The 24,233-nt window shown below is 72.4% G+C and carries 19 protein-coding genes; 10 read left to right on the forward strand and 9 right to left on the reverse strand.

The window, feature by feature from the left end; translation table 11 throughout:
• The first annotated feature begins 370 nt into the window (after nt 1-370).
• From ACFWTE_RS25025 to ACFWTE_RS25055, 7 genes are all read left to right on the forward strand, one after another.
• A complete protein-coding gene (locus ACFWTE_RS25025) occupies nt 371-1,924 on the forward strand; it encodes a sugar transferase (RefSeq protein ID WP_378782335.1) in 1,554 nt (517 codons plus the stop codon).
• A gap of 3 nt (nt 1,925-1,927) precedes the next feature.
• Nucleotides 1,928-2,719, forward strand: a complete 792-nt coding sequence (locus ACFWTE_RS25030; RefSeq protein ID WP_378782336.1) for a 3'(2'),5'-bisphosphate nucleotidase CysQ — start codon at nt 1,928-1,930, stop codon at nt 2,717-2,719.
• A gap of 50 nt (nt 2,720-2,769) precedes the next feature.
• The gene (gene cysD / locus ACFWTE_RS25035) at nt 2,770-3,702 is read left to right on the forward strand and encodes a sulfate adenylyltransferase subunit CysD (RefSeq protein WP_378782337.1); all 933 of its coding nucleotides are present in this window, start codon (nt 2,770-2,772) and stop codon (nt 3,700-3,702) included.
• A 194-nt stretch (nt 3,703-3,896) separates the two neighbouring features.
• Nucleotides 3,897-5,165, forward strand: a complete 1,269-nt coding sequence (gene cysN / locus ACFWTE_RS25040; protein WP_378782338.1) for a sulfate adenylyltransferase subunit CysN — start codon at nt 3,897-3,899, stop codon at nt 5,163-5,165.
• Between the two features lie 524 nt (nt 5,166-5,689).
• On the forward strand, nt 5,690-6,850 hold the full coding sequence (locus ACFWTE_RS25045; protein WP_378782339.1) for a S8 family peptidase: 1,161 nt from the start codon (nt 5,690-5,692) through the stop codon (nt 6,848-6,850).
• Nucleotides 6,851-7,096: 246 nt separating this feature from the next.
• The gene (locus tag ACFWTE_RS25050; protein ID WP_378782353.1) at nt 7,097-8,005 is read left to right on the forward strand and encodes a sulfotransferase; all 909 of its coding nucleotides are present in this window, start codon (nt 7,097-7,099) and stop codon (nt 8,003-8,005) included.
• Nucleotides 8,006-8,222: 217 nt separating this feature from the next.
• A complete protein-coding gene (locus ACFWTE_RS25055) occupies nt 8,223-9,317 on the forward strand; it encodes a glycoside hydrolase family 26 protein (protein WP_378782340.1) in 1,095 nt (364 codons plus the stop codon).
• 95 nt (nt 9,318-9,412) lie between these two features.
• On the opposite strand, the gene ACFWTE_RS25060 is transcribed toward ACFWTE_RS25055, so the two are convergent.
• The 8 genes from ACFWTE_RS25060 to ACFWTE_RS25095 all read right to left on the reverse strand — a co-directional run bounded on the left by ACFWTE_RS25060 (nt 9,413) and on the right by ACFWTE_RS25095 (nt 19,343).
• Complete coding sequence (locus ACFWTE_RS25060) at nt 9,413-10,915, reverse strand: glycosyltransferase (RefSeq protein ID WP_378782341.1); 1,503 nt, start codon at nt 10,913-10,915, stop codon at nt 9,413-9,415.
• Nucleotides 10,912-11,370, reverse strand: a complete 459-nt coding sequence (locus ACFWTE_RS25065) for a UDP-N-acetylglucosamine--LPS N-acetylglucosamine transferase (protein ID WP_378782342.1) — start codon at nt 11,368-11,370, stop codon at nt 10,912-10,914. Before ACFWTE_RS25065 ends, ACFWTE_RS25060 begins: the two co-directional genes overlap by 4 nt.
• Before the next feature lie 73 nt (nt 11,371-11,443).
• Nucleotides 11,444-13,048, reverse strand: coding sequence for a lipopolysaccharide biosynthesis protein (locus tag ACFWTE_RS25070; protein ID WP_378782343.1), 1,605 nt, complete (start codon nt 13,046-13,048; stop codon nt 11,444-11,446).
• On the reverse strand, nt 13,018-13,899 hold the full coding sequence (locus ACFWTE_RS25075; RefSeq protein WP_378782344.1) for a sulfotransferase family protein: 882 nt from the start codon (nt 13,897-13,899) through the stop codon (nt 13,018-13,020). Before ACFWTE_RS25075 ends, ACFWTE_RS25070 begins: the two co-directional genes overlap by 31 nt.
• 184 nt (nt 13,900-14,083) lie before the next feature.
• Entirely contained in the window at nt 14,084-15,307 is a 1,224-nt protein-coding gene (locus ACFWTE_RS25080; RefSeq protein ID WP_378782345.1) for an aminoglycoside phosphotransferase, read from the reverse strand.
• The gene (locus ACFWTE_RS25085; RefSeq protein WP_378782354.1) at nt 15,304-16,569 is read right to left on the reverse strand and encodes a ligase; all 1,266 of its coding nucleotides are present in this window, start codon (nt 16,567-16,569) and stop codon (nt 15,304-15,306) included. The genes ACFWTE_RS25080 and ACFWTE_RS25085 overlap by 4 nt, the downstream gene beginning before the upstream one ends.
• 176 nt (nt 16,570-16,745) lie before the next feature.
• On the reverse strand, nt 16,746-18,653 hold the full coding sequence (locus ACFWTE_RS25090; RefSeq protein ID WP_378782346.1) for a hypothetical protein: 1,908 nt from the start codon (nt 18,651-18,653) through the stop codon (nt 16,746-16,748).
• A gap of 297 nt (nt 18,654-18,950) precedes the next feature.
• Nucleotides 18,951-19,343, reverse strand: a complete 393-nt coding sequence (locus ACFWTE_RS25095; RefSeq protein ID WP_378782347.1) for a DUF4190 domain-containing protein — start codon at nt 19,341-19,343, stop codon at nt 18,951-18,953.
• A gap of 385 nt (nt 19,344-19,728) precedes the next feature.
• Here ACFWTE_RS25095 and purN point away from each other — a divergent pair, with 385 nt between their 5' ends.
• The 3 genes from purN to ACFWTE_RS25110 are packed head-to-tail and all read left to right on the forward strand — an operon-like array spanning nt 19,729 to nt 22,831.
• Entirely contained in the window at nt 19,729-20,376 is a 648-nt protein-coding gene (gene purN, locus ACFWTE_RS25100; RefSeq protein ID WP_378782348.1) for a phosphoribosylglycinamide formyltransferase, read from the forward strand.
• The gene (purH, locus tag ACFWTE_RS25105; protein WP_378782349.1) at nt 20,373-21,941 is read left to right on the forward strand and encodes a bifunctional phosphoribosylaminoimidazolecarboxamide formyltransferase/IMP cyclohydrolase; all 1,569 of its coding nucleotides are present in this window, start codon (nt 20,373-20,375) and stop codon (nt 21,939-21,941) included. Before purN ends, purH begins: the two co-directional genes overlap by 4 nt.
• Nucleotides 21,942-21,970: 29 nt before the next feature.
• Nucleotides 21,971-22,831 carry a bifunctional methylenetetrahydrofolate dehydrogenase/methenyltetrahydrofolate cyclohydrolase gene (locus ACFWTE_RS25110; RefSeq protein WP_378782350.1) on the forward strand — a complete coding sequence of 287 codons (861 nt, stop codon included), beginning with the start codon at nt 21,971-21,973 and terminating at the stop codon, nt 22,829-22,831.
• Between the two features lie 151 nt (nt 22,832-22,982).
• On the opposite strand, the gene ACFWTE_RS25115 is transcribed toward ACFWTE_RS25110, so the two are convergent.
• The gene (locus ACFWTE_RS25115; protein WP_378782352.1) at nt 22,983-23,588 is read right to left on the reverse strand and encodes an FHA domain-containing protein; all 606 of its coding nucleotides are present in this window, start codon (nt 23,586-23,588) and stop codon (nt 22,983-22,985) included.
• Nucleotides 23,589-24,233 lie beyond the last annotated feature (645 nt).

Here is a 24,233-nt window from a genome sequence, read left to right on the forward strand (position 1 = left end):
GTCCCAGAGGTCGTCGAAGCGGTCGCTGGCGTTGCGCAGGTCGTTGATCAGTGCTGTGAGCCGGTTGTCTCCGGGGTACCGGGCGGCGGAGGTCACTCCCCTTCCGGAAGTCACGTCTGCCCGTCCCCGGTGGGTCGCTCCCGGCGGCCCGAGTCCCGCCGACGGCGCGTCCTCGGCCGGGCCGTGGTCCCCTCCGACCGGGCCCATGCAGCACAGCGTGACATTTCCACTACTTTGGGTTACTGTTCTGGTCGTTGGTCCGTGTGCGCTCCCGGCCAGACGCCCCGCTCCTGATCTTCGCGTCGAGCCCCGTGGCGCCTGAGGAAATGGCTCGAAGTAAGGCTTCCACAGCAGTGGCCTTGGGGGATGCATGATCACCACCAGCGGGGTGAAGACCGCCCGTGAACAGCCGCCGCGCATCGCCGTCGGTACGGGAGGAGGGGCCGGCCGCCGGGGGACCGACACCGGTCTCCACCGCCCCGGGGGCGGGGCGGGGCAGGGGATCCGCTCCGGCTCGTGGACGCGACCGTACGTCGTGAGCCTCGTCGCCCTGGACCTCGCCGCGGCCTTCGCGGCGACCCTGGTCGGGACCGTCGTCCGGTTCCACGGCTCACTCGGGGCGGCCACCACCGCCACCCACGTCCACGTGTCCCTCCTCCTGCCCTTCGTGTGGGTCCTGTTCGTCTACCTGGGCGGCGGCTACGCCCGGCGCTTCCTCGGGGTGGGCACCGAGGAGTACCGGCGCGTCGCCACCGCCGGGGTCGCCCTCGCCGCGGCCGTCGCGATCGGCGCCTACGCGGTCACGTTCGACCTCGCGCGCGGTTACGCGCTCGTCGCGCTCCCACTCGTCGTCCTGGCCAGCCTCGCCCTGCGGTACGGGCGCCGCAAGGCGCTGCACCGGAGGAGGCGTTCCGGCCAGTGCATGAGCGGCGTGGTGGTCGTCGGACACAGGGCCGCGGCCGGAGACCTCATCGGACGCTTCCGCGACGAGGCCTACCACGGCATGCGCGTCGTCGGCGTGTGCCTGCCCCAGAGCGACGTCGTCCCCGGCCTGGTGACGGACAAGGTGGAGGGCTGCCCGGTCCTCGGTGCCTTCGTCGACGCGGCCGACGCGGCCGCCCTCGTCGGCGCCGACACCGTCGCGGTCCTCGCCTGCCCGGAGATGGACGGGATCGAGCTGCGCCGCCTGGCCTGGCAGCTGGAGAAGAGCGGTACCGACATCATCGTCGCGTCGGCGCTGATGGAGGTCGCGGGACCGCGGACCTCCATCCGGCCCGTCGCGGGCCTGCCGCTCCTGCACGTGGAGCATCCGGAGCTGGTCGGTGTCCGCCGTGTCCTCAAATCGGGCTTCGACCGCTCCGCCGCCGCGTTCGCGCTGTTCCTGCTGGCTCCGCTGTTCCTGGCCCTGTTCGTCCTCATCCGGGTGGAGGGCCGGGGCCCCGCGCTCTTCACGCAGACCCGTGTAGGGCGGGGTGGCGTCGAGTTCACCGTGTACAAGTTTCGTACCATGGTGGTCGGGGCCGAGGCGTTGAAGGCGATGCTCCGGTCCCGCAACGAGCACGACGGAGTGCTGTTCAAGATGCGCCGCGACCCCCGGGTGACGTCCGTGGGGGCATGGTTGCGTCGGTACTCGCTCGATGAGCTACCCCAGCTCATCAACGTGGTCCGGGGGGAGATGTCGCTCGTCGGCCCCAGGCCGCCGCTGCCGGAGGAGGTCGCCCAGTACGGGCACGACGTCCGACGGAGGCTGGTGGTCAAGCCGGGGCTGACGGGGCTGTGGCAGGTCAGCGGTCGGTCCGACCTCTCGTGGGAGGAATCGGTCCGCCTCGATCTGCGGTACGTGGAAAACTGGTCGCTGACGCTGGATATCCAGATCCTGTGGAAGACGTGGTCAGCGGTTATCCGTGGGGCGGGAGCATACTAGCCGGTGAAGAACATCCGAAACGATCATGAGGTGGCCCGCGACCTGGCGAGCGAGGCGGGTCAGCTGCTGCTGCGCCTGCGCGCCAGGCACGGTTTCGACGAGCCCGACGTGCTGCGCACACTGGGCGACCGCACCTCCCACGAGTTCCTGTTCTCCGCGCTGGGGCGGCTGAGGCCCAGCGACGCGGTGCTCTCCGAGGAGGGTGCCGACGACCTCGCCAGGCTCAAGGCCAGGCGGGTGTGGATCATCGATCCGCTCGACGGTACCCGCGAGTTCGCGGAGGCGGGCCGCACCGACTGGGCGGTGCACGTCGCCCTGTGGGAGAACGGCGACCTGGTCGCGGGAGCCGTTGCGCTCCCCGCCCAGGGCAGCACACTCTCCACGGTCGACCCGCCCTGGCTGCCGGAGGAGCGCCCCGCGGGACAGCGGCTGCGCATCACGGCCAGCCGGACCCGTCCGCCCGCCTTCGTCCAGCGGATGGCGACACAGCTCGGCGCCGAGGTGGTCCCGATGGGATCGGCGGGTGCGAAGATCTGCGCGGTGCTGCTCGGCATCGCCGACATCTACGTGCACGCGGGCGGCCAGTACGAGTGGGACAGCGCGGCCCCGGTGGCGGTCGCACGGGCCTCCGGCCTGCACACATCCCGAATCGACGGCTCCGAACTGCGCTACAACGTAGCCGACCCGCTACTCCCCGATGTCCTTGTATGCCGATCGGAATTGTCGGGTATGTTGTTGGCGAGCATCCGCGACGGGGCGGACCTGGACAGCGCGGGTCCGCACGCGGGGGGCTGACCGAACGATCCCTCCGCCGTCGGCCGTGTCGGTATTTCTAAGGCGGATTCATGGGTCAGACGAGTCAGCAGGCACCCGGGCGCTACCAGCTCTCACAGCTGGACGTCCTTGAGGCCGAGGCGATCTTCATCATGCGCGAGGTGGCCGCGGAGTTCGAGCGGCCGGTGCTGCTCTTCTCCGGGGGCAAGGACTCCATCGTGATGCTCCGCCTCGCGGAGAAGGCGTTCTGGCCCGGGGCCGTCCCGTTCCCCGTCATGCACGTCGACACGGGCCACAACTTCGATGAGGTCATCGAGTTCCGCGACCGCAGGGTCGCCGAGGCCGGGGTGCGGCTGGTCGTCGCCTCGGTGCAGGAGCAGATCGACGCGGGCAAGGTGTCCGAGCCCACGGGGCGCTGGGCGAGCCGTAACCGCCTCCAGACGTCCGCGCTGCTGGAGGCCATCGAGGACAACGGGTTCGACGCGGCCTTCGGCGGCGCCCGGCGCGACGAGGAGAAGGCCCGGGCGAAGGAACGGATCTTCTCCTTCCGTGACGAGTTCGGCCAGTGGGATCCCAAGAACCAGCGCCCCGAGCTGTGGAGCGTGTTCAACACCCGCATCGACCGGGGCGAGCACATCCGGGTCTTCCCGATCTCCAACTGGACCGAGCTGGACGTGTGGGCCTACATCCGGAGGGAGCGGCTGGAACTGCCCTCCATCTACTTCGCGCACGAGCGCCGGGTCTTCGAGCGCGACGGCATCCTGCTCTCCGACTCGCCGCTCATCCAGCGCGACGACACCGAGGTCCCGTTCGAGGAGACCGTGCGCTATCGCACCGTCGGCGACCTGACCTGCACCGGGGCGGTCAAGTCCGCGGCGGTGGAGATCGACGACATCATCGCCGAGATCGCCGCCACCCGGATCACCGAGCGCGGGCAGACCCGCGCCGACGACCGCGCCAGCGAGGCGGCGATGGAGGACCGCAAGCGGGAGGGATACTTCTAGCCCGCCCCTCCCGGAGGACGCCTCCGGCGCCGGCCCCGGCCGCGCCGGGATCCACCACTCCCACGGACACCGGCGACGCGGAACCGGCCGCACGCCACCCCGCCCGCCTCCTGACGGACGTTCCCGGCGCAGGCCACCGCCGACGCCATCCGGTTGTTGAGCCGCCCACACTTTTCACATTGGATCAGGCAAGCATGAACAACGACATCCTGCGGTTCGCGACGGCGGGCTCCGTCGACGACGGTAAGAGCACCCTGATCGGCCGACTGCTCTACGACTCCAAGTCGATCTTCGAGGACCAGCTCGACGCGGTGGAGCGCACCAGCGTCGCGCGCGGTGAGGAGCACACCAACCTGGCGCTTCTCACCGACGGCCTGCGCGCCGAGCGCGAGCAGGGCATCACGATCGACGTGGCCTACCGCTACTTCGCCACGCCCAGACGCACCTTCATCATCGCCGACACCCCCGGGCACATCCAGTACACGCGCAACATGGTCACCGGTGCCTCCACCGCTGACCTGGCGATCATCCTGGTGGACGCCCGCAAGGGGCTCCAGGAGCAGAGCCGCCGCCACGCGTTCCTCACCACCCTGCTCCAGGTCCCGCACCTGGTGCTGGCGGTCAACAAGATGGACCTGGTGGACCACTCCGAGGAGCGGTTCGAGGAGATCAAGGCGGAGTTCAGCGACTTCGCCACCAAGCTGGACGCCCGCGACCTCACCTTCGTGCCCATCTCCGCGCTGCACGGGGACAACGTGGTGACCCGCTCGGAGAACATGCCCTGGTACACCGGGCCCTCCCTGCTGCACCACCTGGAGAACGTGCACATCGCCTCCGACCGCAACCTGATCGACGCGCGCTTCCCGGTGCAGTACGTGATCCGTCCGCACAAGTCCGACGACCCCGAACTGCACGACTACCGGGGCTACGCGGGCCAGCTCGCGGGCGGCGTCCTCAAGCCGGGCGACGAGGTCACCCACCTGCCCTCCGGGCTGAACACGCGCATCGCCAGGATCGTCACCGCGGACGGGGACGTCTCCGAGGCCTACTCGCCGATGTCGGTCACCCTCCTGCTGGAGGACGAGATCGACATCTCCCGGGGCGACATGATCTGCCGCCCCAACAACGCGCCGACAACCACGCAGGATCTGGAGGCGATGGTCTGCTGGATGACGGACGCCCGCAAGCTCACCCCGCGTTCCAAGCTCCTGCTCAAGCACACCACCAGGACCGCGAAGGTCGTCGTCAAGGACCTGCGGTACCGGCTGGACGTCAACACGCTGCACCGCGACGAGCAGGCGGAACACCTGGCGCTGAACGAGATCGGCAGGGTGCGGTTGCGCTCCACCCAGCCGCTGTTCGTCGACGAGTACTCCCGCAACCGGCAGACGGGCGGGTTCATTCTCATCGACGAGGCCACGAACACCACCGTCGGTGCGGGGATGGTCGTCAAGACCGATTAGTGGGCTGACCGGAACCGTTGCCTGTGTGACGGGAAGCAGAAAACGGACACCTTCGGTACAGGGGCCGCCCCCGGGCGGCCCCTTCCGCGTCTCCGGGGGCGGGCCCGGTCGCGGTGGGGGAGGCGGTGGCCCCTGTGGGACGGGTACGCCCGGGACACGGGCGTTTCCGAGAGGAAGGCCGCGACATTCGGATTCTTGCGAAATGGTTCCCCACGGTAAAACCCTGTTTCAGCCTCTCTGGTACTGCGTACCACGAGTGTCGGGGAAATAAGCGTTTGCCCACTGCAGGGCTGTGTCGGGGCGGATTCGGTGAGGCATGTGGGCAGGTCCGAGGGGTTCAAATCTCCAGTGGGGGTAGGAAGACAGTGTTTGTTGGACGTAAAAAAACCTAGCCCTGACTCTGGCATATAGGGAAGATCGTTACTAGGGTGGCGAATCGCAGGAAGGATGAAATCGGGTGAATACGCTCGGTTATACCTCACTGTGCACCTCCCATTCCCAAACCCCCGACAAGGAGAATAAGAGTGCAGAAGCACATCACTCGGCGCGTGGCGATCAGCGTGGCCGCCGCCGGCGCCCTCTCCCTCCCCCTCGTTCTCTCCGGCGCCGTCTCCGCGAGCGCCGACGAGCTCGCGCCCCTCCACACCAGCGACGCCGCGGTGGACGGCGACTACTTCGTCGTCCTTGAGGACTCGGTCAGCACGTCCTCCCTGAGCGCGTCGTCCCTCGGCATCTCCGCGGACCAGGTGAACCACACCTACAAGGAGGTCGTCAACGGCTACTCGGCCAGCCTGAGCTCCAGCCAGGTGCGGGACATGCGGGCGCGGGACGGTGTCGCCTACGTCGAGGAGGTCGGCGTCGCGCACACCACCGTCACCTGGGGCCAGGACCGCATCGACCAGGAGGACCTCCCCCTGGACGGCTCCTACAGCACCACCGGTGACGGGTCCGGCGTCTTCGCCTACATCATCGACACCGGCATCGACGCCTCGCACCCGGACTTCGGCGGTCGCGCCTCGTCGGCCTTCGACGCCTACGGCGGCGACGGCGGCGACGGCAACGGCCACGGCACCCACGTCGCGGGCACCATCGGCTCCGACTCCTACGGTGTCGCCCCCGGCGCCGAGCTCCTCGGTGTCAAGGTCCTCGACGACAACGGCTCGGGCTCCTACGACGACGTCGTCGCGGGTGTCGACTGGGTCGCCGAGAACGCCGGTGCGAACTCGGTCGCGAACCTGTCCCTGGGCGGCCCGGTCTCCCCGACCCTGGACGAGGCCGTCAACAACCTCGCCGCGGCCGGCGTGTTCGTCGCCGTCGCGGCGGGCAACGAGGGCCAGGACACGGGTAACACCTCCCCGGGCGGTGCCGACGGCGTGGCCACGGTGGCGGCGTCCGACCAGACCGACACCTCTGCCTCCTTCACCAACCACGGCGCGGACGTGGACATCTACGCCCCCGGCGTGGACGTCGAGTCGACCGTCCCCGGTGGCGGGACCGACTCCTTCGACGGCACCTCGATGGCCAGCCCGCACGTGGCCGGCGCCGCCGCGCTCTACAAGAGCAGCCTCGGCGACGCCGACCAGGCGACCGTCCAGGAGTGGCTCGTCACCAACGCCAGCGCCGACAAGCTGAGCGGCGTGCCCTCCGGCACCGTCAACCTGCTGCTCAACGTCACCGGCCTGTAACCGGGGAGCGGCTGCGGAGACCCCGCGCGTCCACAGCCCGCCCCCCGACTACTGAGTGAGAACACGGGCGGTCCCGGTCAGGGTGTGACTCCCCGGCCGGGGCCGTTCGTCGTCTCGGGGGCCGCCGACGCCCCTCGGCCCTGCGGGCCGGACACGGCGAGATATGACGTGCTGTCGCGTTCTTCTGACGGGGAGTAATAGCCTGGGTGTGTGGACGACGGTTATCGCCTGGTGTTCGTCGGCGGCATGGGACGCTCCGGATCGACCCTCATCGAGCGGCTGCTCGGGGAGCTGCCCGGGTTCTGCTCGGTCGGCGAGATCGTGCACCTGTGGCGTCGGGGGCTGCTGGAGAACGAGAGGTGCGGCTGCGGCCGGCCGTTCTCCGACTGCGGCTTCTGGTCCGATGTGGGCACCGAGGCCTTCGGCGGCTGGGACCGCCTGGACGCCGGCGAGGTGCTGCGGCTCAAGGACGGGGTCGACCGGACCCGGTTCCTGCCGGCTCTGCTGAACGGCGCGCGGGAGGGCCGCCTCGCCGCCCGCTGCGAGCGCTACACGGAGTTCTACCACCGCCTCTACGCTGCCGTGGCCCGGGTCAGCGGTGCGCGCGTGGTCGTGGACGCCAGCAAGCACGCGTCCCTGGCCGCGTGCCTGCGCCGGCGCTACGGCACCCGGATGCGGCTGCTGCACGTGGTGCGCGACCCCCGCGCGGTCGCCCATGCCTGGGGCAAGAGCGTGGTCCGGCCGGACGCGTCCGAGGCCAGCAGCGAGCCGGAGATGGCGCGTTACTCACCCGGCCGTGCGGCGGTGCAGTGGATGGCGCAGAACGCCACGTTCGACGCGCTGGCCCGACGCGGCACGCCCACCCTGAGGGTCCGCTACGAGGACTTCGTCGACGATCCGGTCGGCGAGTTCGCCCGCGTCGCCTCGTTCTCGGGGTACGCGGGCGAGACCAGGGACGGGAGCGGCCCGCTGGAGGCGGAAGGGGGGCGGGCCCGGCTGACCGGGGGGCACGCCGTGTCGGGGAACCCCATGAGGTTCGCCACCGGGCGGATCGGTGTGCGCGCCGACCACGTGTGGCGGGAGGCCCTGGCGCCCTGGCGGCGCCACCTGGTGACCGCCGTGACCTCCCCGTCCCGCAGGCGCTACGGATACTGAGGCACGGCGCGGCCCCGCGCCCCCGGTCCGGGCGTGTCGGCGGTGGCGCCGTCGACAGCCCTCCGCGCCTTCGGGGTCCGATTTTCGGGGTGTGTGTGCGTTGGGCCCGGTGGGAGTGTTGCGTGCCGAAAATATAACGTATGGTAGCTGATTAATAACTCTCTGTTGTGTTTTTCTGACTAGGGGGCTCGCAGTGGACAGGGGACCGGTACGGGACATGGCAGCCGCGGGGACACTGCTCCTCGCCCTGACGCTCGTCGGCGCGGTGAGCGCGCCACCCGGGGAGGCCACGGCCTCCGACCGCCGGTCCGCGCCTCCCGACGACACGGCGTCCTTCCTCGGCCTGCCCTCGGCGACCGAGTACCGCTGCACCGTGTCGGAGATCCTGGAACCCTCCTGCGGGGTCTGGTGGGGGGGCAGCCCCTACGGGGACCAGGTCGAGCAGCTGGAGGAGGCCGCCGACCGCGACATGGACATCGTGTACACCTGGCGCGGCGTCGACCAGGCCGACGTCCCCGGCCCACGCGAGCGGGGCATGGTCGCGGAGGGGCGGTTCGTGCACACCAACATCGAGGCGCGCCGCTTCACACTCACCGGGCACCCGGAGGTCGCCTACCGGTCGATCACCGACGGGGAGTTCGACCAGCAGCTGCGGTCCCAGGCGCGGGGTATCGCCGCCCTGGACGTGCCCTACTTCGTCACCTTCGACCACGAGGCCGACGCCAACAAGCGCTACAACAAGCGCGGCACCCCCGAGGAGTTCGTGGCCTCGTGGCGGCACATCGTGGACCTCTACCGGGCCGAGGGCGCCGACAACGCCATCTGGGTCTGGAACGTGACCGGGTGGGAGTCCAACCTCGACCGCCTCCCCAGGCTCTGGCCGGGCAACGACTACGTCGACTGGATCAGCTGGGAGGCGTACAACATGACCGGCTGCGACGTCCAGCCGAACTGGACCGAGGTGCTCTCGTTCGAGGACGCGCTCCGGCCCGCCTACGACTGGATCCAGAACGAGGGGCCCGAGCACGGCATCGACCCGGACAAGCCGGTGATGATCGGCGAGATGGGCACCACCGACATCGGGCCCCGGGAGACCCTCAAGTGGTACTCCGACATCCCCGACGTCCTGCGCCGCTACGAGCGGGTGCGCGCGGTCAAGGTGTGGGACAACAAGGTGACGCCTGGCTGCGACTTCCGCATCCGGTCCAACGAGTACGCCCAACGGGGGTTCCAGCTGGCCGGCCAGAACCCGTACGTGCACCTGCCCGAGCGGGTGCGGAGCCTCGCCGAGGAGGCCGCCCGCCGCGACTGAGCGCGGGGCCCGCCCCGCGGGCCGGCGCCCGGCGCCGGGGGCGGGCCGCTCGGGCGCCACCCCTGCGAGTCCGGACGGACAACGGCCCCCCGGAGCTAGACACCCTTCCCGCGGAGGTGGAGCGCGCGTGTGATCCACCCGGGCGGCACACCGCAGACCACCAGGAGCGCCAGGTAGGCACGGCCCTCGGACGGCCGGTTCCGGAGGGTGGCGCCGATCCACCTCAGCGCGGTCCCGCGACTTCCGGCAGAGGCCTCGGCGAAGGCGATCTGGCCGGCGACGCGGGCATAGCCGCGCGGCACGAGCCGGAACTCGGGGTAGTGCTCCAGCAACCAGCGCAGCGCCGTGGAGATGGTCTGCCAGCGGCCCGAGAAGTGGGAGCGGCGGTGCCACAGCACCCGCACGCCCGGTTCGGGGATGTTGCGGATCGGGGTGCGTTTGGCCAGTCGCAGCAGGAGTTCGTAGTCCTCCGCGTAGCTGCCCGGGATCTCCTCGCTGACCGTTCCGCAGCCGCCGACCATGGCGCGGCGCCGGATCAGGAACGTGGACGGGTGCAACTCCGTCAGCCGTGACGCGATCAGGTCGCCGAAGGTGACGCGGGTCCGGTCCAGGCTCCGCACCGCCTCCACGCGGTCGTAGACCACCGTGATGCCGCAGCACACCATCTCGGTGTCGGGTTCGGCGCGCATGACCTCGACCTGGGGCCGGAGTTTGTCCGCCAGCCAGGTGTCGTCGTCGTCGCAGAAGGCGACCAGGTCGGTGTGGGCGGCGAGGACCCCGGTGTTCCGGGCCCCGGCCAGGCCGGGGGTGAGGGTGTTGGTGACCACGCGCACGGGGCGCTCACCGTCGGCGCGGGCCAGGGCGGGGTCGGGCAGGTTGTTGTCGAAGACCACGATCGTGGTGATGCGGCCCGGGTAGCGCTGTTCCTCGATCGCGCGCAGGGTGCGGCGCAGCAGCTCGGGCCGGTCCCGGGTGGGTACCACGACGGTCACCTCGGGCCAGGTGTCGGCGGGGTCCTCGACGGCCTCCGTGGTACCGGGTTGGGCGGGGGTGTCCGTCAGCAGGTCGATCAGCTGCCCCGCGCGCAGCGCCGCCCGCTCGGGTCCGTCCTCGGCGGAGGGCCGGACGCGGAAGTCCTCGGGTGAGGTGAGGGCCTTGTCGATGAGCGCGGACAGCTGCTGGGAGCTGGAGCAGGCGCGGACCCGGCCCGCCTCCTCCAGGCGGCGCACGAAGAGGAGCTGGTGGTCGTCCACGTGCTCGTCCAGCTCGGGGTCGCGGGCGACGACGAGGGGCAGGTGTCCGGCGTCGCGTGCCTGGACGATGGTGCCCGGTCCGCCGTGGGTGACGACCACCCGGGCCCCGCGCATGTGCGAGCCGAGTTCGTCCCCGGGAAGGAAACGGGTCCCCGTCGCGACCTCCGGCGCCGCGCTGTGCCCGTGCTGGACCAGGATGCGCAGGTCCCGGTGGCGGCGGGCGTAGTCGTCGATCCACCGGACCAGGCGGTCGAAGGCGTGGTGGTCGGTCCCGATGCTGACGACCACGTCCGGGTGGTCGCTGCGCTCGGGTTCCGGAGCCGGGTGGGTGGTCTGTTCTGTCACAGGAGTGGTCCTACCGTGATGGCGGTCGGCATGAAGGTCCGCTGCTCCTCCCACTGGGCGAGGAACAGGCGCGTGAAGGGACGGCACAGGCGCGCGGTGAGGGTGGGGGTGTCGATCCGGTCGTAGACCTCGATGTAGACGGTCGGGATCCTCAGCAGCCAGGCCAGGACGAAGAACGGCAGGGCCACCCCGGCGCCGGTCGTGACGACGGTGGAGGGGCGCCGCTCGCGCAGGACCCGGAAGGCCAGCCACGTGTTGCGCAGCAGGTTGCCGACGTGGCGTGTGGTGGGGTGGAAGGCCCAGCGGACCCTCTCGCCGGCGAGGGCCGCTTCGGCGTCGGGGGTCCGGAAGGTCACCCACATGCGCTCGCGCTCCTTCCACCAGGGCCGCAGCGAGCACAACTGGGTGAGGTGGCCACCGCTGGAGGCCACCAGGAGAACCACGGGTACAGACATGCTGTCATCATTTCATAACTCAGGGTAATCACACGGGTGGCCCGCGGTCGGTCGGCCGCTCCTGCGGGGCGGTTCAGCGGTGCGGCCGCAGACCCAGGAACCCCCGCAGCGACCACACCGTCACCAGGTGCCCGAGCACACCGGTGGCCACCGTCGCGGCCACCGTGGCGACCCCACCGCCCAGCACTGCGCCCACCAGTAGCGGGAGGGCGCCGAACCACAGCGCGGAGCTGGCCGTGGCGGCCCCCACCGGAAGGCTGAACGGGTGCAGCGCGACCTCGGACCGCAGCTGCCACAGCGGCAGCACCTTGCGGACCAGTACCGCCACGACCAGTGCCGCGGCCGCCCCCGTGGCACCCGTCGAGGGGACGAGCACCACGCACACGGCCACGTTCGCCACCAGCGACGCCACGTTGTTCAGCAGGTTCAGCCCGGTCCGGCCGGTCATCGTCAGGATCAGGTCGCCCATGCCCAGCACGGACCACAGCAGCTGCCCCGCGCACACCACGACCAGGGCCGTCGCCCCCGCCGAGTAGCCCGGTCCGAAGAGCAGCATCACCTCCGGGGCGAACACCAGCACCGACAGGTACAGCGGCCACGTCACACACACCAGCCACGACGTAGCCACCTGGTAGAGGGTCCTGATCCCCGCGTGGTCCCCCGTCGCGACCTGCTCGGCGAACCTCGGCTGCGCGGCGTACAGCACCGCCTGTGTGCCGAACTGGCCGACCACCATGACCCGCGTGGCGGCCGTGAACACCGCCGCGCCCGTCAGGCCGCTGAGCAGCGCGACCAGGACCACACCGCCGCGCTGTACGCCCATCTGGGCGATCCCGCCCAGCGCGCGGGGGAGCGCGAACGCCCAGAAGGTCCGCGGCGTCACCGGTCCGTCCCCGTCCCCGGGGCCGCCGACGCCTGCGACGACGCCCTCCGGCGCGGCGTCTCCGCCCGTCCCCGCCTCCGGTTCCAACCCGTACCGGGCGGCGCCCCGCACGATCCTCCCGAGCCAGAACCACGCCAGTACCGCGGCGGGCAGGTACGGCCCCGCCCAGGCCAGGGCCAGCAGCCCGGCCGAACCGGTGACCGCGACCCCCGCCACCAGCCCCAGCTGGGCCAGCGGTCGTCCCACCCTGTCCACCAGTACGGTGCCCGCCATGTCGTGGTGCGCCCGCGTCGCCGCCAACGCGGCGTCGGTGAGCACCGCGAACGGCAGGAACACCGCCAGCAGCCGCAGGTAGGTCGCGGCCTGCCCGTCTCCCATGGCGCCGGCCATCGGCTCCGCGAACACCAGCAGCGCACCCGCCAACACGCACGCGGCCCCGACGGCGGGACCCATGGCCAGTCCCAGCAGCCGTGGCACGCCCCCCTGCCGGCCGAACACGCGCATCCTGGCGATGAAGTACACGAGCGCGTCCGGTGCGCCCAGGTTCGCCACCGACGCCGCGATCAGGAACACCGACGTCGCCGAGAACAGCAGCCCCGCGGTCTCCTGCGAGAACGCCCGCGTGATGGCCACGATCAGGGCCAGGTTCAGCCCGGCGCCGACCACGGCCCCCGCCATGTTGACGGCGCCGCCGCGCAGCACCCGGCGCAGCCCCGCCGACTGCCCGGCCCCCCGGCCCGAGACCCGCCCGTCCGCGGTGTCGGTCACTCGCACCACGAGGGAGTACGTCCCCACCAGGTCGCCAGACGGGCGTTGCTCTCGGCGAACCGTTCCGTCAGCTCCGCCCGCAGCCCCTCGGGCATCACCGCGCGCTCGCGTGCGTTGTGCCGCCCCGGTGCGGTCCCCGGACCAGGAGGCAGCCCCAGGAACTGCTCGATCCCGGCGAGCGACCGCGCGGTTCCGTCGAACAGGTCCGCGTAGTCCACCACGTGGATCCGGTTGCGCCCCAGGTGACGCTCCATCCTCAGCAGCTGGTCCACGTAGTGCCCGCGCGCCACGTACGCGTGGTGCTGGTGGGAGTGGGAGTGGTACCCCGGGTCGGCCAGGAGGCGCTCCTCCTCGCCGGAGAGCCGCTTGGACTCCAGCTCCACCGCCAGCTCGAACGGCTCCGTCTCGAACCCGCGGGCCGTCTCGTGCGCGTGCGCGGAGTACGCACGCTCCACCGGGTCGCGCAGGATCACCACCACCCGCACGTCGGGCAGGGCGATGGCGATGCGCTTGGCCGCCCGGGGGTGGAACAGGTAGTACGGGCTGGACTCGCACACCCTCACCCGGGGCCTTCCCCAGCGTGCCCGCAGCGTCATGCGCAGGGGGAAGCGGGACCGGTACCAGCTCGGACCGTGGTGGTACCCGGTGTCGAAGTAGTGGACGCCCTTGCGCAGGGTCGGCCCGGTGACGGCTGGGTGCCGGCAGAGCGCCTTGAACAGCGACGTCGTACCCGAGCGCTGGGCGCCGCAGATCAGGAAGTCGGGCACGGCGCGGGCGGAGCTGGTCGCCCCGCCCAGGCCGTCCGCCAGGGGCAGGAGCACCTGCCTGGCCGGACCGGCCAGACGGTGGACCAGTGCGGGGGAGGTGTTCCGTGGCATCGGGTGTTCCCTCTCTGTGGGCTTCGGTCGTCCTGTCCGCCGGTGTTCGGCGGGCGGTCGCGACGACCGGCGCCGCGGGTGTTCGCCGGTGCGGGTGCCGGCGGCCGTCGCGGCCCGGTGTCGGTGGTGCGTTTTCCGTGGCGGCCTCGCCGCCCCGTCGCCGCGGGCGGCGGCAGGGGCCGGGTCAGCCCGGGTGGGCGGCCTCGTGGGCGGCTCTGTCCTGGAGCCCTTCCAGCGCGGGGAGCAGCCAGTCGTCCACGGCGGCGAGACGGCCGCCGCTCTCGGCCTGCCGGTCGTGCAGGTAGCGCGTGGCCAGGTCGATCAGGTAGAGCGCCATCACGGTGGAGACCGTGTGCGGGCGCAACCCGGTCTCGGCCACGAGGGGGTCGCGCAGGAGCCGCGACCCGCTGTCCAGCCATCGGTGCACGCCGGGGTGGACCCCGGCCTGCACGCACTCGTTGAGGTCGTAGTGCAGGGCGTCGAAGCCCGCAGGGGCGTCCAGGCAGAGCCGTTCCCAGTCCCACACGAACGCGCGCCGGGCGGTACTGGCGATGTTCCACCGGGTGAGGTCGCCGTGCCAGGCCCCGAACGGCACGCGCACGTCCGGCAGCCGGCGCAGGGCGGCGCGAAGGGGTGCGGCCTCGGGCCGGGCGCCGAGCGCCACGATCCGCTCCTCCAGCGAACCCCGGTAGGGGCTGTCGGAGAGCCTCCGCTCCCGCACCCTCGCCACGCCCGCGATCTGTGTGACGCACCGCAGCAGCTGGTGGCGCGTGGGCCGGTCCGTCTGGTCGCCGACGGGCAGTGCCTCCTGCACCAGCAGCGGATGGCCGTTCCACTCGCCCTCGTAGAGCAGGCGCGGCACGGTGACGTCCCTCAGGAAGGACGCGGCGAGGTGCCGCAGGGCCCGCGCCTCGGCGCGCACCAGGCGCGAGGTCAGGTCGTTGACGGCGACCTTCGCGTAGCCGATGGTCCGACCACTGGGTGTGAGCAGGAGCAGGACGGGTTTGCGGTTGGCCCTGGGCGGACCCACGTGGATGGCGATGGACAGGTCGCGGTCGAGGGCGGTGGTGAGCGCGTGCTCGATCCCGGGGCCCGCCCCGACGTACAGCCGGTCCCGGAGCAGCAGCGGCGCCATCCCGGTCGCGAACGCCCCTGTCAGCAGCAGCGTGCGCGCCCTCTCCCGCAACGAGTGGCCCTGGGCGAAGGACGCGATGCCGCGGGTGGCGGCGGACCGGTTGTACGCGGGCAGGATCACCCGGGGGTTGTGGGCGCTGGGCACCGGCAGGTACTGGGTGCCCCGGTCGCGGCGGACCCTCCGCCGCATGCCCCGGTCACCGGGCCCGAGCAGCCCGCCGCACGGCCACAGCACCGCCGCGAGGTCGGTCAGGTAGGTCGTCTCGCTGTTCACCGCAGACCTCCGCGTGTGCGCGCGGCCCGACCCCGGCCGGGCACCGGTGCGCCGTCCCGCCACAGCAGGGCGACGGCGACCATGGTGACGGCCAGCGGGGACATCAGCGCGACGTAGAAGAACATGTACCAGAACAGCAGCAGCACGGTCAGCAGGGCTCCTTGCCCCACCGGTGTGGAGGCGGCCCGGTAGCGCCACGCGACCCACGCGAAGAACCCGGTGGAGAGGGCGGTTCCCACCCATCCGGCCGTGATGAGGGTCATCCAGAGCTGCCCGGCGTTGCCGATGACGTGTTGACCGCAGCCGGGGCACTCCGGTGTGGGGCCGACCGCGATCGAACCGGAACTCCCCTGTGACTCCCGGGTGGTGCCCCAGCCCACGACGGGGGAGAGGTCGGCCGCCTCCAGGGACGCGGAGTTGGTGGCGGCCCGGCCGTCGTTGCTGTGCGGGTTGTCGGCACGCGTCCTGACCACGTCGGCGAGCGGGGACGCGGCCAGGACCAGCAGGGCGACCACGGCGGCGGCGGCGCAGGCGCCCACCAGCACCACCCGGCCCCGGCGCAGCGCGACCACGGCGCCGTAGGAGAGGGAGAGCGCCAGGCCCACCCACAGGGCCCGGTTGAGCGAGTACACGGCGGGGACCACCGACAGGGCGGCAGCCGTCAGCGCGCCCCAGCGGACCCAACCGGACCCCTGGACCACCCAGCCCACCACGAGCCACACCAGGAGCAGGGAGAGCATGTAGCCCCAGATGTTGGTGTACTCCCAGGGGGCCTTGGGGCGGGCCGAGTCGTACCCGAAGATGTCCATGACCTGCGCGGACGCGGGGTGGACGAGGGCCTGCACGTACGCGTCGGAGGCCAGACCCGCGGGCAGGAGGTACTCCAGCGGCGCGGTGAACTCGAAGCGGGGGGCGAGCAGGCCCAGGAAGCCGCCCGCGATCGTGGCCAGGCAGAGCACCGACAGTGCCCGCACGACGTCACCCGCGGGCAGCTCCCGTTCGGTCAGGTTGCCGACGTAGAGCAGCAGGACCGTCAGCACGAGGTAGTCGACCGCACGAAGAAGGGCACCGCCGTACCCACCGCTGTCCGGGATGGTGCCCGGCACCTCCAGCGGGACGAGGAGCAGCCCGAGCAGTGTCCACACCAGGAACAGGGCCCAGAGCCAGAACCCAGGGGGGACCCGCAGGCCCGCCGCGCGGTGGCGGCGGACGAGCTCGGCGGCCATCGGCACCGCGAACAGCCAGTACGCGAACTGCCCCATCCCCAGGGCCCACCAGAGCGGGTACCCGGCCAGCAGCCAGATCAGGGGGCGGCCGGCGGAGTGGGACGAGCGCGTCCGGAGGGGGACGAGCACGTCCGGGACGCCGGGGCTCCGTGCGGTCCAGGAGCCCGCGGTCCCGGCCGACCGGAGACCGCGGGCGGACATGCCTTCGGCCATCAGCGCCGTGCCCCGGACGCCGCGTCGGCGGGCTCGGGGCTCTCATCGGTGCCGTCGGCGTTCGCGGCGTCCGCGGAGCCCGCGGGGGCCGGTTCGGCGGGCTCGGACGTCTCGTTCCCGGTGGGGTCGGGACCGTCGGCGGCGTCGGAACTCGCGGCGTCCGGTTCGAGGCCCGCGGTCCCGTCCTGCGCGGTTGCGCCGGAGGCCGCGGAGGTCCCCGGGGCGGGTCCGGGTGACGGCCGGGGCGGCAGGACGGCGGTACCCGGGACGGGCACCCCGAACCTGTCGGCGAGGGTGAGCAGGCCGTCCAGGTCCACCCGCCTGGTGCGGCCCAGTTCGACCACGGGAAGCAGCAGGTCCGCCGACCCGGCCAGGGCGTGCGCGTCGGCGCGCTCGCTCACCGGGGCCACGGAGACGACCACGTACTCGGCGTTCGCGCGCAGCAGCCGCACCAGTTCCGTCATCGCTGTCCCCTGCACCGGCGCGGTGAGCCCGGGGCTCCCGTGGCGCAGGACGCGCAGGCGGGGCACGGCTTCGGGGCGCACCTCCAGGTCTGCGGGGTCCTCCCCCTCCAGCAGGGCCTCGGCCAGGCCGGGACCCTCCGGCAGGCCGAGCAGTTCGCCGACGGTGTCGGCCCCCGGGTCCGTGCACACCAGCAGGGTCTCCGAACCGGTGCGGGCCAGGGCCGCGGCCAGGTTGACGGCCGTCGCCGCGCCCGCACGGCCAGGGGTGCTCGCGGCGACCAGGAGGACGCGGCCCGGGCCCGGCCGGTCGTCGGCGGACCCCGCCGACTCGGCGAGGCCGGAGAGTTCCGCGATCTCCGCGGCTCCGGTGCCGCCGTCGGGTCCGCCCGCTCCCGGTGTCCGGCCCCTCCCGGGAGCGGCGACGCCGAGGTCGTCCGGGAGGCGGACGCGGGCGCGTAGCAGGTGCGCGAACTCGTTGACCCGCTGACCGCCTTCCTCCCCGTCGGCCAGCAGACCGGGGGAGCGGACGTCCGGGGACGACCGGGGCGGGTGCGCGGACAGGTCGAGCAGAACCGGCAGCCGCCCGATCCGGGCGGTCTCCTCGGTGTCGCGCAGAAGCGGGTCGAGGCGGTCGCGGACCACGGCCGCGAGCAGGCCCGCGACCAGTCCGAGGGCAGCGCCGCCGACCAGCCACAGGGCCGGCACCGGGCTGCTCGCCCTCTCCGGGAGCCCTGCCGGGGTGATCACGGTGCCGGGGCGGACCGTCTCCTGGAGGGCGCTGAGCGGGCTGATCCCGTTGCCGAGGTCGGTGATCTCCTGGCGCAGCGCGTCTGCCCGGGCCGTGTCGCCGGGGGAGCGCGCGTCGCCGCCGGGCACCTCGGCGAGGGCCTCGTAGCGGTTCTCCTGCTCCGCGCGCAGCGCCTCCAACTGGCTGCTGACCAGGTCCTGTGCCTGGGCGCGGCGCAGATCGAGGTAGGCGTCCGCGTAGGCCTGCGCGCCCGCCTGCGCGGCCTGCGGGCTCCCCGCGGAGTAGCGGATCTCCAGCACGTTGCTGTTGGGCGGCACGCTCACCTCGACGCGCTCGCGCAGTTCGTCCGCGGCCGGTGCGGGCCCGGGGCCGGTGTCGGCCAGGGTCTGCGCGACGGCGGCCGACACCCGCTCCGACACCAGGACCTGCGCCTCGGTGTCGAGGTTGACGCCCCCGGCCAGACGGCCGGACTGCTCCCCCGTGAACTGCCCCAGTCCGGTGGGCTGCACCTGGACCGCCGCGGCGGAGGTGTAGGTGGAGGGCAGGCCGAGGACCCCGGCGGTGGCGAGGACCAGCCCGCCGAGCACCCCGGCGCCGACCAACCTCCAGCGGCGGCGCAGCAGCGCCGTGTACTCCCTGAGTTCCGGTCCGGACGAGCCGGGGACGTCGCTGTCCATCGAGTCCTCTCCGCGCATGCGTGGGCAATACTTTTAGTAAACGATTGAATACTAACCGTAGTCACCCTGGGTGTGGTCGACCCTCGGGAAGCGGCGGATCCAGGGTGTCGGGGACGGGAGGACCCGGTCCCCGCGCGGGAACACGCGTGCGCGTGTGCGAGGGGGCGGAGGGAGACCTCCGGCCCCTCGCACAGGGTCAGGAAGGGCGCCCGTGCCGCGACCGATGCGCGGGTGCGACGGGCGGGGACGCGGGCCGCGGTGCTGCGGGCGGCAACCGCGAGGGGCCGCCTCCGCAGGGGGCGGCGGGACGGCCCGTCAGGCGGCGATCACCGTGGACGGGAGCCCGGTGGACGACTCCCACGCCTCGTCGCACACCTCCTGGCTCGACACCGTGTGCGCGCGGGCCGAGCAGTCCCGAAAGTCCGTCACCTGGTCCCGGTACACCACGAAGACCGAGGTCAGCGCCAGCGACACCACGATGCCGACCACTCCCACGAGCACGCTCAGCAGCGCCCCGGGCGCCTGGGTGCGGTTCTCTCTCGCCGCCCGCCGGGCCCGGAATCCCTGGACGACCCCGAACACGGACAGCACGGCACCGTAGGGAGGGAGCAGCAGGCCGGCCGCCCCGAAGAACAGGCCCCACAGGCCGCCTCGTTCGACTCTGGGAGGCTGCCCCTCGGTTCGCGGTTCCGGACTGTTGTCGGTCAAGGTTCTCTCCTTACGGACGCCCCGCCGGGGCGTGGTGGCCCGCTCCCGCCTGTGCGGGGCGTGCCGGGTGTCTGCGGTCCCGGGGCTGGTCCGGGGGGCGTAGAGGCCCCCGTCACAGTGGTGCCAACGCCCACTCCCCGTGGGTAGACGCTACCCGGCCCGATAGGGTGGGCACGCGGACGGGCCGAGCGGGCCCGACCGTCGCCCGGAACTGCCCCCGGAGGCTGCTCCACGGGGTGCGGGCGGGTCGCCCCCACGCGACGCCGGGCCCGACCCCGGCGACCATGCGGGGCGTACGCGACCTCCGGATGCTGCGCCGTCCCCCGGCGCCCCCGGAGACCGGGAGACCCCTCCCGCACCGTTCTCTACACACTGGGAGAAGCATTTGTCCGCGCGAGTTGTGGTCCTCCTATCGGGCACGGGCAGCAACATGGCCGCCCTGCTGGAGGCGGCCGGGGATCCCGGCTACGGGGCGACCGTCGTCGCCGTCGGAGCCGACCGCAGAGGGACCCGCGGCATCGAGCTCGCGGAGGAGGCCGGGGTGGCGACCTTCGTCGCGCACTTCCGCGACTACGGCGACCGCGCCCAGTGGAACGCCGCCATGGCCGACCACATCAGCGGTTTCGAGCCAGACCTGGTGGTCTCGGCCGGGTTCATGAGGATTCTCGGGCCCGCCGTCGTCGGCAGCCACCCCGCGGTCAACATCCACCCGGCGCTCCTCCCCTCCTTCCCCGGCGCGCACGCGGTGCGTGACGCGCTCGCCCACGGTGTCCGCATCACCGGCACCACCATCCACTTCCTCGACGAGGGCGTCGACTCCGGGCCGATCATCGACCAGGTCGCGGTTCCCGTCGAGGACGACGATGACGAGTCCAGCCTCCACGAGCGCATCAAGACCGTGGAGCGGCGGATGCTGGTCGACACGGTCGGCCGCCTCGCCCGCGAGGGCTGGACCATCGACGGCAGGCACGTGCGGTTCGGCCGCACCGACCAGAGCGTCGCCGACGCGACCGAAACGAAGGAGAACCGGTGACCCAGCAGGCCATCAGGCGTGCGCTGATCAGCGTGTACGACAAGACCGGGCTGGAGGAGCTGGGCATCGGCCTGGCCGAGGCCGGGGTGGAGATCGTCTCCACGGGCTCCACGGCCGCGCGGCTGCGCGACGCGGGCATCCCCGTCACCCCGGTGGAGGACGTCACCGGCTTCCCCGAGATCATGGAGGGCCGGGTCAAGACCCTGCACCCGTCCGTGCACGCGGGTCTTCTCGCCGACCAGAACAACCCCGAGCACGTCGCCACGATCGAGGAGCTGGGCATCGCCCCCTTCGACCTGGTCGTGGTCAACCTCTACCCCTTCCAGGAGACCGTCGCCTCGGGCGCCTCCGAGTCCGAGTGCATCGAGAAGATCGACATCGGCGGTCCCGCCATGGTGCGCGCCTCCGCCAAGAACCACGCGAGCGTCGCGGTCGTGGTCGACCCGGCCGCCTACGGCGCCACCCTGGAGGCGGTCCGCGACGGCGGGTTCACCCTGGAGCGGCGCAAGCGCCTGGCCGGCCTCGCCTTCCAGCACACCGCCACCTACGACGCGGCCGTCGCCGGTTGGTTCTCCGGCGCCTACGCCCCCGACGAGCAGACCGCCGAGTCGGGCCGGCCGGGCTTCCTCGGCGTCGGCTACCGGCGCCAGGACGTGCTCCGGTACGGCGAGAACCCGCACCAGCAGGCGGCCCTCTACACGGTCGAGGGGGCGCCCGCCACCGGCCTGGCCGGCGCCGAGCAGCTGCACGGCAAGGCCATGTCGTACAACAACTACGTGGACGCCGACGCCGCGCTGCGCGCCGCCCACGACTTCGACGAGCCGTGCGTGGCCATCATCAAGCACGCCAACCCGTGCGGCATCGCGGTCGGCTCCGACAACGCGGAGGCCCACCTCAAGGCCCACGCCAGCGACCCGGTCTCGGCGTACGGCGGCGTCATCGCCACCAACCGCCCCGTGGGTGCGAAGCTCGCCGCACAGGTCGCCGACATCTTCACCGAGGTCGTCGTCGCCCCGGCCTTCGAGCCCGAGGCCGTCGAGATCCTCACCCGCAAGAAGAACATCCGGCTGCTGGTCGCCGACGCGGACGGGTTCGGCGCCGGGGTCGAGAACCGCCAGATCAGCGGCGGCCTGCTGGTGCAGACGCGGGACATGATCGACGCCCCCGGGGACGACCCGGCCGAGTGGACCCTGGCCAGCGGGGACGCCGCCGACGAGGCCACCCTGGCGGACCTGGCGTTCGCGTGGAGGGCGGTGCGCTCGGTCAAGTCCAACGCCATCCTGCTCGCCTCCGGCGGCGCGACCGTCGGCGTCGGCATGGGCCAGGTCAACCGCGTGGACTCCGCGGGGCTGGCCGTCACCCGTGCGGGGGACCGGGCGAGCGGCTCGGTGGGCGCCAGCGACGCGTTCTTCCCGTTCGCGGACGGGCTCCAGATCCTCCTCGACGCCGGTGTGAAGGCGGTCGTCCAGCCGGGCGGCTCCGTCCGCGACGAGGAGGTCGTCGCCGCGGCCAAGGCCGCGGGGGTGACCATGTACTTCACCGGCACCCGCCACTTCTTCCACTGAGTCCGCTTCACAGCAGCGAGGGGTAACGCATGAGCGCGATCGTTCTGGACGGCAAGGCCGTCGCGAAGTCCATTCGCGAGGAGCTCACCGAGCGGGTGGCGAAACTGCAGGCCAGGGGCGTCACCCCCGGCCTGGGCACGGTGCTGGTCGGGGACGACCCGGGCAGCCACTCGTACGTGCGCGGCAAGCACCGCGACTGCGCCCAGGTGGGCATCGCGAGCATCCGCCGCGACCTGCCGGGGACCGCCACGCAGGAGGAGGTGGAGCGGGCCGTCCACGAGCTCAACGCGGACCCGGCCTGCACCGGTTACATCGTGCAGCTGCCCCTGCCCAGGGGCCTGGACGAGAACCGGGTCCTCGGCCTGATCGACCCGGTCAAGGACGCCGACGGCCTCCAGCCCGTCAACCTGGGCAAGCTGGTCCTGATGGAGGAGGCGCCGCTGCCGTGCACCCCGCGCGGCATCGTCGAGCTCCTCCGCCGCTACGAGGTACCGGTCAAGGGCGCCGAGGTGGTCGTGGTCGGACGCGGGGTCACGGTGGGCCGCCCCCTCGGGCTCCTGCTCACCCGCCGCTCCGAGAACGCGACCGTCACCCTGTGCCACACCGGCACCCGTGACCTGGCCGCGCACACCCGGAACGCCGACATCGTCGTGGCGGGCGCGGGCGTGCCCGGACTGATCACCGGGGACATGGTCAAGCCCGGCGCGGCCGTGCTGGACGTCGGGGTCTCCCGCACCGAGGCCGGGCTGGTCGGCGACGTCGCCCCGGACGTGGCCGACGTCGCCGGGTACCTGTCCCCGAACCCCGGAGGTGTCGGCCCGATGACCCGGGCGATGCTGCTGGTGAACGTGGTGGAGGCCGCCGAGAGGCAGGCCGCCGCCGCGGTCTGACCGCGCGAACGGGCACGGGGGCGGTCGCGGAGGGATCCGCGGCCGCCCCTCCGCGTGCCCGGGGCCGTGTCGTTTTGCGGGGACCGAGGACTCCGGAGGCGCCCGGCCGTCCGGGCCCGGCCCCGTGGCGGAGCCGGGGCCGGCCGGCCGGTCAGCTGGCCCGGCGGCTCGAACCGCTCACCGGCATCGGCCGGACCAGGCCCAGGGCCACGACCTCGTTGGCCAGCCGGGTTCTGCGGTTCTGCCCTTCGGGGATGCGGAACTTCTGGTAGAGGCGCAGCAGGTGCTGCTTGACGGCCGCCTCGGTGACGACCAGGGCTTCGGCGATGTCGCGGGCGGTGGCCGGGGCGACGAAGGCCTCCTCGGAGAGGGCGGGCCGGCACAGCGCGTTCAGCACGTCCAGCTCCCGGCGGGTGAGCTCAGGGGCGGCACCCCGGCGCAGCTCGATGTCGGGGCTGATCTGCTCGCGGGGCAGTCCGCCGACCCGGCAGCGCGCGGTGCCGAAACTCACCACGTCGCCCTCGTCGAGGACCCGGCGGGCGATGGGGCGGCCGTTGACGCGGGTGCCGTTGCGCGACAGTCCCAGGTCGACCACGTAGACGTAGGGTCCGCGGCGGACCAGTTCGGCGTGCAGCTGCGAGACGCTCGGATCGTTCAGCCGGACGTCGGCGCCCTCGCCACGGCCGACCGTGGTGACCTCGCCGGTGAGCTGACGGATGTCCCCGGTCTCTTCGACCCGGATGTAGGGCCCGTCCACGGTGACTCCTCCCGGGCTGGGGTGACGCTGCCGGTGGGGGTGGGCGCGACGGTGGGGGAGGGGTGGCTGTCGAGGGGCGGGGGTTCGGTCAACGTGTTGAGTGGGCTTCATGGGGGTGGTCCTCGCTCACCGGTGCACTCATCTCCAGCTGGGTTACCCGGCAGCCACGCGTTCTACGCGCTTACTCCGGAGTTAGACGGATAAGGCGCGGAATTACGGCTGTGTGGCCGAACCGGGCCCGGGAAAAGGACAGGGCCCACGGGTCCCGAGGACTGGTCCGTTTCAGTGAGCCCTGGGGTTGGCGGCGACGCGGATCACTACAATGGGCCGTGTCTCCCCGGACGGAACGGAGCGTTTCGGGCGCAGCACCGCCGGAGCCACCAGGAACATGAGCCGTTCCCGGGGTGGTTCGGTTTCGGACACCCCCTCTCCAACGGGTGGCCGATCTGTGCCAGTTCCGGGAGGACCGTGAACGGAGCCGCGCGGCGGCCAGGCAACTTCGGAAGCGAACGGGTCGGGACGCGGTGGACAGGGTGGGACCCAAAGGCCGGGCAGGACACGTGGGACGGACGGACGTGGCGGACACGGGCACAGGTCAGGACGGGGTACCCGGCGGGGTCGGCCCCGCCGAGGGGGCGCCCGGAG

Origin of the sequence: Nocardiopsis sp. NPDC058631 (assembly GCF_042716955.1) — a bacterium.
Lineage (GTDB): Bacteria > Actinomycetota > Actinomycetes > Streptosporangiales > Streptosporangiaceae > Nocardiopsis.